At 61.3% G+C, this 13,889-nt stretch carries 13 protein-coding genes; 4 read left to right on the top strand and 9 right to left on the bottom strand.

From position 1 onward, the window contains the following. Positions 1-48 precede the first annotated feature (48 nt). Positions 49-1,992, top strand: coding sequence for a transporter-like protein (locus ABXR19_RS12455; protein WP_354601468.1), 1,944 nt, complete (start codon positions 49-51; stop codon positions 1,990-1,992). A gap of 177 nt (positions 1,993-2,169) precedes the next feature. On the opposite strand, the gene ABXR19_RS12450 is transcribed toward ABXR19_RS12455, so the two are convergent. Continuing rightward, entirely contained in the window at positions 2,170-2,538 is a 369-nt protein-coding gene (locus ABXR19_RS12450) for a hypothetical protein (RefSeq protein WP_354601467.1), read from the bottom strand. Between ABXR19_RS12450 and ABXR19_RS12445 the strand changes: the two genes are divergently transcribed. Beyond that, entirely contained in the window at positions 2,537-3,589 is a 1,053-nt protein-coding gene (locus tag ABXR19_RS12445; RefSeq protein ID WP_354601466.1) for a hypothetical protein, read from the top strand. The genes ABXR19_RS12450 and ABXR19_RS12445 overlap by 2 nt on opposite strands. Before the next feature lie 86 nt (positions 3,590-3,675). Here ABXR19_RS12445 and ABXR19_RS12440 read toward each other — a convergent pair whose 3' ends face one another. Continuing rightward, on the bottom strand, positions 3,676-5,040 hold the full coding sequence (locus ABXR19_RS12440; RefSeq protein ID WP_354601465.1) for an MATE family efflux transporter: 1,365 nt from the start codon (positions 5,038-5,040) through the stop codon (positions 3,676-3,678). 258 nt (positions 5,041-5,298) lie between these two features. On the opposite strand from ABXR19_RS12440, the gene ABXR19_RS12435 reads away from it, so the two are divergent. Next, positions 5,299-5,790 (top strand): pilin, encoded by a 492-nt coding sequence (locus ABXR19_RS12435; protein WP_354601464.1) that lies wholly within the window; start codon positions 5,299-5,301, stop codon positions 5,788-5,790. 82 nt (positions 5,791-5,872) lie between these two features. Here the strand turns inward: ABXR19_RS12435 and ABXR19_RS12430 are convergent, their stop codons facing one another. The 6 genes from ABXR19_RS12430 to ABXR19_RS12405 all read right to left on the bottom strand — a co-directional run bounded on the left by ABXR19_RS12430 (position 5,873) and on the right by ABXR19_RS12405 (position 10,574). Then, positions 5,873-6,478, bottom strand: a complete 606-nt coding sequence (locus ABXR19_RS12430; protein WP_354601463.1) for a hypothetical protein — start codon at positions 6,476-6,478, stop codon at positions 5,873-5,875. 94 nt (positions 6,479-6,572) lie between these two features. Then, positions 6,573-7,694 carry a phosphoserine transaminase gene (locus ABXR19_RS12425; RefSeq protein WP_354601462.1) on the bottom strand — a complete coding sequence of 374 codons (1,122 nt, stop codon included), beginning with the start codon at positions 7,692-7,694 and terminating at the stop codon, positions 6,573-6,575. A 164-nt stretch (positions 7,695-7,858) separates the two neighbouring features. Further along, positions 7,859-8,716, bottom strand: coding sequence for a TIGR04222 domain-containing membrane protein (locus ABXR19_RS12420; RefSeq protein ID WP_354601461.1), 858 nt, complete (start codon positions 8,714-8,716; stop codon positions 7,859-7,861). Next, a complete protein-coding gene (locus tag ABXR19_RS12415; RefSeq protein WP_354601460.1) occupies positions 8,713-9,453 on the bottom strand; it encodes a hypothetical protein in 741 nt (246 codons plus the stop codon). The genes ABXR19_RS12420 and ABXR19_RS12415 overlap by 4 nt, the downstream gene beginning before the upstream one ends. Positions 9,454-9,544: 91 nt before the next feature. Next, positions 9,545-9,988 carry an acyl-CoA thioester hydrolase YciA gene (yciA, locus tag ABXR19_RS12410; protein WP_354601459.1) on the bottom strand — a complete coding sequence of 148 codons (444 nt, stop codon included), beginning with the start codon at positions 9,986-9,988 and terminating at the stop codon, positions 9,545-9,547. 151 nt (positions 9,989-10,139) lie between these two features. Beyond that, positions 10,140-10,574, bottom strand: a complete 435-nt coding sequence (locus ABXR19_RS12405) for a GFA family protein (RefSeq protein ID WP_354601458.1) — start codon at positions 10,572-10,574, stop codon at positions 10,140-10,142. Positions 10,575-10,833: 259 nt separating this feature from the next. Here ABXR19_RS12405 and ABXR19_RS12400 point away from each other — a divergent pair, with 259 nt between their 5' ends. After that, positions 10,834-11,169, top strand: coding sequence for a hypothetical protein (locus ABXR19_RS12400; RefSeq protein WP_354601457.1), 336 nt, complete (start codon positions 10,834-10,836; stop codon positions 11,167-11,169). Positions 11,170-11,344: 175 nt separating this feature from the next. Here ABXR19_RS12400 and ABXR19_RS12395 read toward each other — a convergent pair whose 3' ends face one another. After that, complete coding sequence (locus ABXR19_RS12395; protein WP_354601456.1) at positions 11,345-13,702, bottom strand: hypothetical protein; 2,358 nt, start codon at positions 13,700-13,702, stop codon at positions 11,345-11,347. Positions 13,703-13,889: the final 187 nt, after the last annotated feature.

The raw sequence follows: 13,889 nt of genomic DNA, 5'->3' as shown, positions 1-13,889 counted from the left end.
GCCGGGTGTTCCTTTGAACTTCAGTGCTGCTTTCAGACTCAGCCAACCATGAGCAATCAAATCCCCAGCGCCATCGCCCATCTGTCCCGCCTTGTTGACCGCCTCCGCCCCGAAGATCCGGAAGACGTGGCGGCCGCTGCGCGGGCGCTGCAGGCTGAAGCGGCGAGGCTGCGTGCGCAGCCCGAAGCGGCGCAGGCGCTGCGTGAAGCCTTGCGCGCCGTCCTCACCCAGGCGCATCAGATCGCGTTCTATGCCGAGACCGGCGTGCCCTCGGCCCTCGGCTTCTGGCTGGAGTTGAGCCGGCGCATCAATCAGCAGATTCTGCCGCCGGTCATCGATCCGGGCCAGTTGCGCGATCTGATGATGCTGATTTTCCACGCGCCGCAAGACTACCTGTGGGTCTGCGCGCTCAGCGACGAAGCCTGGATCGAACTGATCGCCGCCACCGGGCCGGTCGAGCCGCTGGCGCAGGTGAACAGCCGCGACATCAGCAGCCTGCTGAATGCGATCCGGGCGCTGTCCTATCGCCTGGCCGGCGTGGCACTGGATCGCGAACTGCTGCAGGCCGAGCCGGCGCTGGAGGAGCTCGAATCGCCCTTTCTGGCACAGAACGTCATGCTGATCCAGCTGCTGGAACGCATCCGCGAAGGCGGCTCGATGTTCGATGCCACCGAAGTGCGCGACATCGACGTGCTGCTCGATCAGTGCGACAAGGCTATCGACCGGATTCGCCGGCGGGCCCGTGACAATGGCATCAGCATCCGTCTGAGCTACCTGCTCTCACGCATGCAGCAATTGATTGCCCGTCAGCGCCAGCTGCTCGATCTGATTGCCGCGGAATCCTGTCTGACGCATGCGATCCCGCTGTTCAAGACCCTGCTGCTGGCCGAGCAGACCCATCGCCGCGTGCGCCCTTTCGTTGCCGAAAACGTTCGTCTGGTGGCGCGCAACATGACGGATTCCGCCAGCCGCCACGGCGAACACTACATCGCGGCGGATCGCGCCGAATGGTGGGCGATGGCCCGGGGCGCGGCCGGGGGCGGCGTGATCATCGCGGTGATGGCACTGCTGAAGATCCAGCTCGCCCTGCTGCATCTGCCTCCGCTGACCGAAGCCCTCGCCTTCAGCCTCAATTACGCGCTGGGCTTTGTCCTCATCCACGTGCTCGGCTTCACCGTCGCCACCAAGCAGCCGGCCATGACGGCGGCCTCTATCGCCGCCGTCGTCGAAGAATCCGGTCCGAAGGATCTCGCCAAGCTGTGCGCGCTGGTGCAGAGCGTCACCCGTAGCCAGTTCATCGCCGTGCTCGGCAACGTCGCCCTGGCGCTGCCCATTGCCTGCCTGATTGCCGTGCTGTGGCCGATGATTTTTGGCGCGCCGCTCGCGCCGCCCGCAAAGATTGCCTCCCTGCTCACTGACATTCACCCCACCCACAGCGCCGCTTTGCTGTTTGCTGCGGTGGCCGGCGTCGGCCTGTTCCTGTCGGGTCTGGTCGCGGGCTATTTCGACAACCGGGTGCGCTACCGCAATCTCGCCCCACGCATCGCCCAGGCGCCCGCCTTGCGCTGGCTCGGTGCGGCACGCACCGCCCGGCTTGGTGACTACCTCGACATCCATATTGGCGCCATCATTGGCAACCTGTTCTTCGGCTTCTATCTGGGCATGGCCGGCGCGGTCAGCGTGCTCACCGGTCTGCCCATCGACATCCGCCACGTCGCCTTCTCCAGCGCCAATCTCGGCACCGCCGTCACCACCCTGGGATTCGAGGCAACGCGGGCGATCCTGCCCTGGGCCATCAGCGGCGTGATCGCCATCGCCCTGGTCAATCTCTTCGTCAGTTTTTCGCTGGCGCTGTACGTCGCGATGAAATCCCGCCGCCTTGGCGCGCAGCAAATGCTGCAACTGGGCGGCAGCGTTTTGCGGCACTTCGTGCGCCACCCTTTCAGCTTCGTGGCGCCACCGCCGAAGGCGGTTCAGATTCCTGATGCGTAAATTCCAGCCTGGGTAAGCACCCGCCTGAAGAGCCTCACCCAGCGGACTTGTGCGGGCAGGCAGGCTGCACAGGTCCGTTCCGCGCGGCTTCGCAGGCATGTCTTGAAACTCCACCGCCCCGCCAGTTATCGGCCCACGCCTGACGTCGCGCGCCACACTGCGCTCTGCTGGCGCGAGTCACCTCACAATCACGCCCCAACGAGGCTGCGACACGCAGCCAATCAACCGGGGAATCGCCATGATCCGAAACACCGCCGCACTTGCGGCTTTTTGCCTGTGTCTGCTGAGTGCCTGTGGCGGCGGGGGTGGCGGCGGTGGAAGCTCGGACAGCAGTACAGCAGGCGCGGGCAGCTCCAGTTCCAGCTCATCCTCGTCCAGCAGTTCAGGTGGCCAAAGCTCTTCGTCCTCCAGCTCTTCCTCTTCTTCCAGCAGCTCCTCGTCGAGTTCGTCTTCGAGCTCTTCATCAAGCTCGTCCTCCAGCAGCTCAAGCTCGTCGAGCAGCTCCAGCAGTGGCGGCACAAGCGCCTGCTCCGCCACCAGCTTCATGGGCAAAACTTCGCTGCTGATCGGTGCGCAGATGGAAGACCTCACCGCCAATGTCGCGCCCTTCGACGTGCGCTATCGCTATCTGGCCGGCGGCATCCGCGATGCGGGCTCTTGCACCTCAAGCTGCGATGGCACTTGCGGCAGCTGGTGGGGATGCTGGCAGGATACGAGCAAGGCTCCCGGTCAGTACGTGCTGAGCCACCTGCAGACCACCGCCAGCGCCACCTGGCAGGGCGCTACGCGCGCACAGATCCCGGCCATCACCTATTACGAAATCCTGCATGGTTCCAAGACCAGCGAAGGTGCCGGCGAAGTCGCGGCGATCAACGATGCGGCCTTCCTCACGCGTTATCTGGCCGACTGGCGCTTCCTGTTGCAGACTATCGGCAACAACCCGGCGCTGCTGCACATCGAGCCGGATTTCTGGGGCTATGTGCGCCAAAGCAACGCCAGCCCGCACCTGGTGCCGGCCACGGTCAGCACGGCTAATCCCAGCGATTGCAGCAGCCAGGCCAACACCGCCACCGGCCTCGCCAAGTGCATGATTGCCATGGCGCGCAAATACGCCCCGAACGCCAAAGTCGGCCTGCACGCCTCGCCCTGGAATAGCGGCACGAGCGGTGACGGCGTTGCCACCGGCAATTTCATGGCGGCACTCGGCGCCGCCGATGGCGATTTCATCGTCACCGACCCCTCGGACCGCGATGCCGGCTATTACGACAGCATCGGCCAGAACCGCTGGTGGACCGACACCAGCGCCGCCGCCTATCTGGCCTGGAGCAAGTCCGTCAGCGACACCGTCGGCAAACCCGGCGTGATGTGGCAGATCCCGCTCGGCAACATGGCGCAGACCAACACCGTCAATCACTGGCAGGACAATCGCGTCGACTACCTCTTCGCGCATCTCGGCGAAGTCAGCAAAGCGAAGATCGTCGCCCTGCTCTTCGGCGCCGGCGAAGGCCAGCAAACCACGCCGGAAAGCGACGGCGGCAACCTGATCAGCAAGACCACCACCAACTGGCAAGCTGGCGGCACGGCCTTGTGCAAATGACGGCGGGCTGAAGAGGAGCGCGGGGCGGGCGTTTGCGGTGAGTGAGATCACAAGCGAGCGGTGTGACAGGCACCAAACGGCGCGGGCTAATCCAGCAAGCGCCGGCCCTTCCAGCGCCCGCCGGACAAGCGCGCCAGATATAGCCCGCTGCGCACCAGCCAGTCGGCAAACATGCCCAGCCACACGCCGACCACACCCCAGCCGAAGATCACGCCAAACACATAGCCCAGACACAGGCGGAACAGGCACAGGCCGATCAGCGTCGTGACCATCGCATAACGCGCATCGCCCGCGCCCTTGAGGCCATTCGGCAGGACGAAGGTCGTCGGGAAGGCGATCAGGAACAGACAGTTCAGACGCACCAGCGTCGCGCCCTGTGCCACAACCTCGGGGTCGGTCGAATACAGGCCAACGATCCAATGTGCCAAGGGCGCGCTGAGCAAGGCAATGCCCAACATCAGGAGGGTGGCGAGCTTGATGACGTACCACATGTCACGTTCGGCGTTGGCTTCGTCACCGCGTCCGATGGATTGCCCGACCAGCGTGGTCAGCGCCACGGCCAGTGCATTGGCGGGAACGTTGAGCAGCATCGAGATCGAGAAGCCGATGAAGTTCGCGGCAATCGCCACCGTGCCCATGCCGACCACCATCACCTGCACCAGCAGCTTGCCGCCGTTGAAGACCAGCGATTCCACGCTTGAGGGCAGGCCGATGGCGAACACCGGGCGCAGCAGCGCCAGATCGAAACGGAAGCCGGCGAACTTTACGGCCAGCAGATGAGCGTAGCGCCGCAGCATGGCAAACAGATAGATCACCCCGGCCAGCCGGGCCAGGCTGATCGCCAGCGCCGCACCCGCCACGCCGTGCCCTGCGATCTTCAAGTCGAACCATTCGGTGTGCAGCGCCACGCCATAAATCAGCACGTAGCTGAAGATCACATTGGCCACGTTCATCAGGGTGTTGGCCTGCATTGCCAGCCGCGTTTCGCCGGCCCCGCGCAGCGCACCGCTGAGCACCAGCGTCAGCGCCGTCAGCGGATAAGTCAGCGCCGTAATCAGCAGGTATTCATGCATGTAGCCCTGCACCGTGGCCCCGGGATTGCCGTAGAGCCAGGCCAGCAGCGGTTCGCGAAACAGCGCGCCCGCGGCGGCCAGCAGCAGCGCCAGCAATCCGCACGCCACCAGCGCCTGCGTCGCCGCCGCGCCCGCGCGTTCGCGCTGACCTGCGCCGATGCACTGCGCTACTACGACCGTCGCGCCAATCGCCAACGCCGAGAACAGTGAAGACACGATCAGATTGATCGAATCCACCATGCCGATGGCCGACACCGCATCGCGTCCGATGCGCGCCGCCATGATCGTATTCACCGTGCCGAGCAGGTTCACGAACAGCTGTTCGAAGAACACCGGCGTGGTCAGCGCCAGCACGTCGCGGCGGATGGGGAGTTTCATCGGCATTTAAAGGCAGGGTGGCTGAAGAACCGCGCGCAGCGGCGCTGTGCGGGCAGGTGTGCTGGAGAGGTCGGCTGAATGAGCCTCTTCAGGCAGATATGTCTAAAACACTTGATCAATGCGGACGAAAAGCCTGGGACCCTCCAGCGCCTGCGGACGTAACATAGCAAACATCGGAAGGCGGTGCGCTTCTCCGTGCAGCTCAAGTGAATAAGATTCACCGCTTGTGGTGACTCAATGGCTTCCTGAAGGATAAATATGCCCCAGTCCACGCGCGGTTTCACCCTGATCGAAATGATGGCCGTCGTCGCCGTCGTCGCCATTCTGGCGGCCATAGCGATCCCTTCGATGCAGGGCCGGATTGTGCGCCAGCAGATCGAGGCGGCGATGCCTTTGGCCGACATCGCGAAGAAGCCTGTCGCCGCGCAGTGGGCGACGGCGCAGCAATTCCCCGCTGATAATGCTGCGACGGGCCTGCCCAGCGCAGACAAGATCGTCAGCAACTATGTCAGCGCGGTCACGGTCAAGGATGGCGCGATTCACGTCAAATTCGGCAATCGCGCCAATGGCGCCATTCTGGGCAAGACGCTCACCCTGCGTCCGGCCGTGGTTGCCGATGCGCCCATCGTTCCGGTCACCTGGGTCTGCGGCAAAGCCGATGCGCCGGACAAGATGACACTGCAGGGCAGCGATGAAACCAGTATCGCCGATGAATACCTGCCGATGGATTGCCGCAAGCTCAAGCGTTAAGCCGGCAAGCAAACAAAACGCCCGGAACCAGTCCGGGCGTTTTTATATTGAACAATGCTTGCCTGAGAAGAGAAGCTCTGACTCAAGGCCAGATAAGCGGGGAAATATGGAAATGATTGATCTTGAGTCGTTCAAAAAGGTAGGTCACCTGTTCGTCCAGGAGTTTCGCCCGATAACGGCTTTGAAAGCCTCCTGCAAGGTTGCTCAGGAAAGTGTGTTCTCTCTCAAATACCGTCTGATTCGTGGTGAGTTGCACCAACTGTACTTTGCAGACAACTTGATGCAAATGGGGTGGTGAACTTCCTTGATCGGCGCCCGAAACCAGAGCCCGGTAAGGGGTAATGCGCAGTAGATAGGCGGATGCCGGTGAAACATCTGGTGGAGCTTGTACGCTTGGAGTCGAACCTTGCGGCAAGAAAATAACCTTTTTCCAAGACGGTAATGCCCGCATGAATGCAGCCTTGTAATCTTCCATCAAGACCGTAACTTTCTTGTTGAGCTCAACCGTTTCTGTGCGACTGATACCTTTGTTTTCAAGATCTAAAATTGTGGTCTCTTGTATTTGAATCGCCAGAAAGTTGATTGGGTCAGACACCGATACCACTTTTTCGCTTAACGATGCACAGGACGTCAGCAGGAGGGCAGCGAAAATTGGCAGAAGCAGAGTAAAAATACGTTTTGAAACCATCGTGCAATACCTTTTAAAAGGACGAAGGGAATCGGATGTGCTAACAAAAACGCCCGGAACCAGTCCGGGCGTTTTTGCATTCGGCAGCCGAAAATCAGGCGGCCTTGGTCACTTCGGCGTAAGCCCATTCCAGCCAGGGCAGCACGGCTTCCAGATCGGAAGTTTCGACCGTGGCGCCACACCAGAAGCGCAGGCCGCTCGGGGCGTCTTTGTAGGCGCCGATGTCATACGCAACGCCTTCCTTGTCGAGCAGCTTGATCAGGGCTTTGACCTGATCCGGCGTGGCGTCGAGCGAGAAGCACACCGAGGTATTCGAGCGGCTGGCTTCGTCCTTGGCGAGGAAGTGAATCCACGGCGTCTTGGCGACGAAGCGCTCGAACACGGCCAGGTTGTCGTTGCTGCGCTTGATCAATGCCGGCACGCCGCCGAGTGAATCGACCCATGCGAGGGCGTCCAGATAGTCTTCATTGGCGATCATCGACGGGGTGTTGATGGTGGCACCTTCGAAGATTTCGGCCATCAGTTCGCCGCCCTTGGCGATGCGGAAGATCTTCGGCAGCGGCCAGCTCGGCTTGTAGTCCTTCAGGCGCTGCACAGCGCGCGGCGACAGGATCAGCATGCCGTGGGCACCTTCACCGCCGAGCACTTTCTGCCAGGAGTAGGTCACCACGTCCAGCTTGTCCCAGGGCATTTCCATGGCGAACACGGCGCTGGTGGCATCGCACAGGGTCAGGCCTTCGCGGTCGGCGGGAATCCAGTCGCCGTTCGGCACTTTGACGCCGGAGGTGGTGCCGTTCCAGGTGAACACGATGTCGTTCTTGGCGTCCCACTGGGCGAAATCAGGCAGCTCGCCGTAAGGAGCGCTGAAATTGCGCACGTCTTTCAGCTTGAGCTGCTTGACGATGTCGGTGACCCAGCCTTCGCCGAAGGATTCCCAGGCAAAGGTATCGACCGGACGCGCACCGAGCAGGTTCCACATTGCCAGCTCGAAAGCGCCAGTATCGGAAGCCGGCAGGATGCCGACGTGGTAATCAGCCGGAATGCCCAGCAGGCGCTTGGTCTCGGTGATCGATTTGGCCAGACGTGCCTTGCCCAGCGAGCTGCGGTGCGAGCGGCCGAGGATGTCCTTCGGCAGATTGGCCAGCGAATAGCCGGGGCGCTTGGCGCAGGGGCCAGAAGAGAAATTCGGTGAATTGGGCTTGAGGGTGGGTTTCACGGTGAGCTCCAGATGGGCAAGGAAAATTTCGAACCGGCATTGTAGCGCGGACAAGCGCGGTGAGTCCGGGATCGTCGCAAGCCGGGTCACTATGGCGACGCAAGCCCTGCGTGTGCCTGCCCGCAGAGGGGCGCGCAGCTTGCCTCTTCAGGCAGGTCGTCGCATCAGCCCCCGCAACCCCCACCACAGCCACCCCCCCCGCAACCACCACCGCCGCCCGAATCACTTCCGCTGCTTCCGCTGTCGCTGCTGCTGGAGCTGGGCGGCGGACGCGGGAACAGACGATCACAGAACGGGAAAACCGTGGCTGGCAGCGCGTGCAGGCCGAACACGGCGGCGAGCAGCACGGCATCCGTGCTCGCTCCGCCGGCCTTGATGCGCCAGGGCTGCGAGTGCAGGCGCTCGAACAACTTCTCCAGATGGGCCAGCGTATCTGTGCCATAGGCGGTGAGTCGCTTGGCAATTGGCGCGCGCATTGTAAACACGGCGATCCCCGTCAGGATGATCAGAAACCAGACGTTGCTGCGGCCCTGGATGAAGGCGTTGGCGAGGCGCAAACCAGCGACGACGACCAGCGTGCCGATGGCGAAGCCGGCCAGGTGTGTGCGCCGGGCGATGCATTCCGTGTCGGGCAGCAAGCCGAGGCCCAGCAGTTCCCGCTGGTAGTCGCGTGCGGCGCGATTTACTTGCGCGTCCAGGAAAACTGCGTTGACGGTCGAATTCGTCACGCAACAATCGAGAATGGCTTGCTCCAGCGGGCGCCGTGCATGCCCGGTAAGTTCGCCGGCAGTGCCGAGCAGCCCATCGAATTCCTGCAGCAGGCCGCGATCAATCAGCGAAAAGATGGCGAGCTTGATTGCCGCGTCGGGGCCATCGCGCAGGGCGGCGATCCGCAGCGGGTCCTGGGCAAAGCGCACCGAGATGCGCGGCCGGACTTCGCCTGCCCGGATGCGCCAGCGCAGCCAGAGATTTGCCGCCAGCATCAGGCCAATAAACAGCAGCAGAAACTGCGGGCCACTCATGCCACAGGCTCCGCCGCGTTCAGGCCGGCCAGCAGATAAGTCGCCAGTGCCGACAAGTGCAGCAGTGCCGGGCCGGCTTGGCCGGGCGCCAGCACCAGGTCCTCACGCGCCAGCGGCAGAGCCGTGACGGCGCTGACAAACTCGGCTTTAGCGGATTCAGCGGCGACCTTCACCAGCGCCTCGCGCGGGCTCAGCGCGCCGGCTTCGCCGCGCATTTCGAGCAGGGCCAAGGCGGCGGCACGCAGCGGTGAACTGGCTTCGGTAATTACCGCGACCAGTTGCTCTTCGCGCAGACTCAGCAGGGCATAGCGTTCACGCAGACGGATGCTCAGATCGAGCAGCACTTCGCGCGTGCGGCGGCGCAGTTCGGCCTTGTCGATGAGCAGATCGGCGAAAGGATCTGTTCCGTACAGCAAGCGGTGGCGCGCCTTGATGTCGTTGAATTTGACGGCGAAAAGGCGCGCCGCTTCGGGCAGCTCATCGCGCAGCAGGAACATGACCGAGGCGCGGATCGCCGAATGACAGGCACGCAAGGCGCCCCGGAATTCATCCACGCGCGTCGCATCGAATTGCTCCAGACAGAGCAGCAGATTCACATTCGACATCGGCCGCAGCCGCCCTTCGGCCGCCGAACCGAAGAGGATCACGGCCTGCAGATCGGGGCCGAAGGCCTGCTGCGCCTCCTGCACGAAATCGTCCAGGACCAGATTCAGGGTTTCTGTCGCGAGGGTTTCCATACGTGCTCCGGGGTCGATGTCCGGCAGCCATCATAAAGGCTGTCAGCGCCCGGCGGAACGGCCTGGATGGTCGGATGGGCAAAAGCTCGCCTCAGCCGGCCGCAAGTTGCAGCAGCGTTTCGGCCAGTTCCGGATTATTGTCACGGGCGATCACGCGCGGGCGCTTGGAAGCGTCCACGGCCACGTAGCTGAAAGTCGCCTCGGTGACGCAATAGCGTTCGCCGATCGGCTCACTGGTGACCTTCTTGACCCACACCTCAACTTTGATCTTGATCGAGGTGCGGCCTACATAGACGCATTCGCCATAGCAGCAAACCACATCGCCGACCGCCACCGGCAGGTGAAAATTCATGCCGTCGACCGCTACGGTCACGACGCGGCCACGGCTCAGCTCCTTGGCCATGATGGCGCCGCCCAAGTCCATCTGCGCCATCAGCCAGCCGCCGAAGATATCGCCGCTGGGATTGGTATCGGCCGGCATGGCCAGGGTGCGTAGCTGCAGCACGCCACGTGGATTGCGGATCTGTTCGTTCATGAAGAGGCTTTCGGATATTGGGGGAATGGCGTAATTATCCACGGCTTGGCACTGATGCCCAGCAAACAGATCAAAATGGGGTATCTGAAGAGGCTTATGGCAAGGGCCTGCACGGGCAGGCATGCTGCACAGCCAAGTCAGGAGCGGCTCTTCAGGCACCATGTTGCGGCTCACCCACCGGCTCCGTCGCATATCTGGGCAAGGCCGGATCCATCAGATCCCAGCGCCGGGCGCTGCGCGTCCACAAATCCGCCACCGGGTGGAAAAGCTCCGGATCATCCAGACAGCCAGCCATCAGTGCGATGTATGCAGGCAGCGCTGCCGTCACCACGAACAAGGCCGAGCCGCATTCCGCGCAGAAGCCACGCCGCACCGTGTTGCCGCTTTGCGCCACGCTCAGGAAATACTTCGGCTCGCCCTGCATCAGGCAGAAATGATCGGCGGTCACCACCACCAGTGGGGCGTAGGCGCTGCCACTGAAATGCTGACAATCGTGGCAATGACAATTGAGCATGACCACAGGCCGGGTTTCACACTCATAACGGATTGCGCCACAGGCGCACCCTCCGGTCAGAACAATCGTCATGGCAGGCTCCCGGCTGATTCAAATCGCGCAGCGATGTATCGATGCGCCATCCGGCCATTGGAGGACAGAAAGCGTCGACGCCAAAGCTTCACTATAGCCAGCGTGCTGCCCGCCGCTGCGTGTCCTGCACCTTGGGCCACGCTTACATTTACTTGCACTTGCTTGCAAATCCAAAACAGTAAAGTCGGGTCCCAACACTAATCTGCGGGTGTGGCGAAGCTCGCCGCAACACAAACCCAAGCCACCTCAGGAGACCATCATGCGCATCGCCACCTTGTTCACCGCCCTCGCCCTTGCCATCAGCGCCACTGCGGCTGTGGCCCAACCCGTCGTCACCCCTGCTGAACGCGCCGAGCTGCGCCGCGACCAGCGTGAAATCCGTCAGGACAAGCGCGAGATTCATCGGGACCGCATCGAAACCCGGCAAGACCGACGCGAGCTGCGCGACGAACGCCGTGAGGGCGATGTGGCCGGGGTTGCCGCAGCACGTCAGGAGCTGCGTCAGGATCATCGCGAGACGCGCCAGGACAAGCGTGAGCTGAAGCGGGATCGCGTGGAACGCAATCGCGACGTGCGTCAGACGCGGCGCTCATAATTTAAATGCCTGCCTGTAGAGCCGCACCCAGCGTGCCTGTGCGGGCAGGCATGGCGGAGAGCCAATCCCGAAGCGCCTCTTCAAACACAGTAAAACAAAACGGCCCCCCCCCCGGATGGCCGTTTTTCTGCTCTGAAAGCGTCGGTCCTTCAACCAACACTCCAACCAGAGTGGCTCAGTTGCACACGTAAATCGGACCGTCCTTGCCCGCCACCGTGGTGGTGAAGTTGTAGCAGACTTGGCCATAAACCGAGTTGTAAACCGTTACGCCATCCGGGCGGGCATAGCGCATGGTGAAGAAGCGATAACCTGCATAATCGCCTGCCGCAACGTTTGGTGAAGGTGCTGCGGTAAAGCTGCGGAAGGCTTTGGATACCCAAGGAAGATAGCTCGGACAACGGCCGTCAGCCAAACAGGTATTGACGGTATCGAGCGTGACCGAGGTTTGCATCGGCAGAATCGCCGGTTGCACAAATTGCATGGCAACGTCGATATCCTGAGTCGATTTGTTGGTGTTGTTCCACGCCAAGATTTGGCCGCTTGCCTGAACATTCGAAACTACCGGAGCGAACGTATTGTTGGTCCACTTGATGGTGACGGCGTTCTGGCTCTCGGCCTTGGCATTACCCCAAAGCAGATAGTCCAGTGTGTCCTGCGCATAGCTGGGCAAGGGCAGAGCTGCGGAAGCCGTCATGCTCAATGGCTTGCTCAGCAGACGTAGCTTTTGCACGCTGACCAATTGTCCTGCGGTGTCGAAGAACTCGAACTGGTAACACGGCATCGCTTCAAACAGGCTCAGATCAACCTCTGTGCGCGCTGTGCGGCGATACACATAAGTAGCAGGTACCGCCGTGCTACCGGTTGCTGTTTTGGTTTCGACGGTGGCATAACCAATGGTCGAGCTGATGAAACCCTTCGTGGTGTCAGTCGCCGCCGCCGCGTATTGGGCTTCAGTCCATGTATAGCCACCCCACCAGGTACCCTGACGCGAACCATCTACACCCACGGAGGTCATTGCCAGACGGTACAGGTTGCCACTGGCCCAGGCATTGGTCGGCACAGCCTTGTTCATCAACAGGCTGGAAACCTCGCCCCAATTGTTATTGATCAGGAAGGTCGTTGCCGAGCCAGAAGGATCGGGCACATACACCAGGCCTTTGTCCGGCAAGCCAGCGCCCGTAATACGCACAGCTTTCAGGTTAGCCCCAACCACATCCTTGTTGCTGATGTAGAAGCGGATGCCAGAGCTCAGAGAGCGGCTTTCTGCGATATTGGCGTTACGGTTGTGCTCGACGCTGGCATTTGCGGTGACGCGGTACTTGAACTGGTTACCCAGCAACTTCCACTTGCCACCCACGTAAGTGAGGGTTTCAACAAAGCTGCGCGTCACAGCGCTGCCATCAGCATTCGGTACCGACACCTGGAAGCGCACACCAACGCGCTCGGGCAAGGCCACACCGTTAAGCGTTTCCTTCGGATCGACATACAAGGTCTGCGTTGCGATGACCGTGCCATTGTTGTAATTGGCGGCCGTGTCTGCGGTATCGAGCATTGCGGCGTACTGAACACTGAAGCTCTTGCCGTCGTTCAAGTAGCTGCCATCGGCCTGGGCCGCAAAGTCCTTGCAGCTTGCTGCGGAGCTGCGCGGTACGGCATTGGCGAGGCACTTGCTCAGGATAGCGCCGATAGCCTTGCTTTCGGCTGCCAAGCTGGACGTGGAATCCTCCTTGATGACGGTAACCGGGGGCAAAACGTCCGAGCCGTCGGTGGAAGGCTTGCTGCCGTCCGTTGCAGGCGTGATGGTGATCGTGTAGTTCTTGCCCTTGATCTGGGTGGTGATAACGGCGCTGACCTTGCCTGCTTCGTCGACAATCACTTGTACTTGGGTCAGATCCAGCACCTTGTCGAGCCCGGAACCATCGGTCTTCATTGGCGTGGTGATCGGGTTGAAGCCGGTCAGTCCGGCAGCCTGAGCCAGATTGCCCAAGACCACCGACATGACATCAACGATATCGGAAATGGCTTGCTTGGTAACCTTGCTCTTCACTACCGCCATGTTATTCAGATCATTGACTTTGCCAGCAACCAAAGTGCGTGCAATTGCATCGGTCAGTGGATTAATGTTGACCGTCATGGCCTTGCCGGGCTCCGGCTGGTCAGCTGACACCGACACCAGAGGCTGAGCATCCGGATTGCTGCTGTCGGAAATGGTCACGACAAACGGGGCCGTAGAGCTCAGCGGCAATATGCATTTGTAAATACCGTCAGCAGCTGTTGTGCCGCAATCGTATGCTTTATCGCTAGCGTCGCGCAGCGACACCTTGCCGCGAATCGCTGCACCCGTGGCGGCAACACCTTCAATTTGCAATTGGGTAGCAACACCGCCCGAAGAAGATGAGCTGCTGGATGAGGATGAGCCGCTTGAGCCAGACGTGCTTGAACCGCCGCCGCTACCACCGCCACCACACCCCTGAAGCGCCAGAAAGCCGGCTGCAGCCAGGCTCATGGCGAGCAAAGAAAGACTCTTGTTCATGTATTTCCCCGGATTTGTTTGCAGATGTTGTTTGGGCTGCATCTGCTAGGTCTTGTTTCGATGCGCCAGACTTTGGGCACGGATCACGGCGGACAGATTACTGGCTTATAAGACGGATTTCTACACAACTAAAGTCGTAAAGTTGTGAAAAAAGTCACAAAAAAGTATAAATTTAATGAAATTGAAG

The sequence above is a fragment of the Uliginosibacterium flavum genome (assembly GCF_040566545.1).
In the GTDB taxonomy this organism is placed as follows: Bacteria; Pseudomonadota; Gammaproteobacteria; order Burkholderiales; family Rhodocyclaceae; genus Uliginosibacterium; species Uliginosibacterium flavum.
The sequence above is the reverse complement of the archived record's forward strand: the minus strand, read 5'-3'. Positions and strand labels throughout refer to the sequence as shown.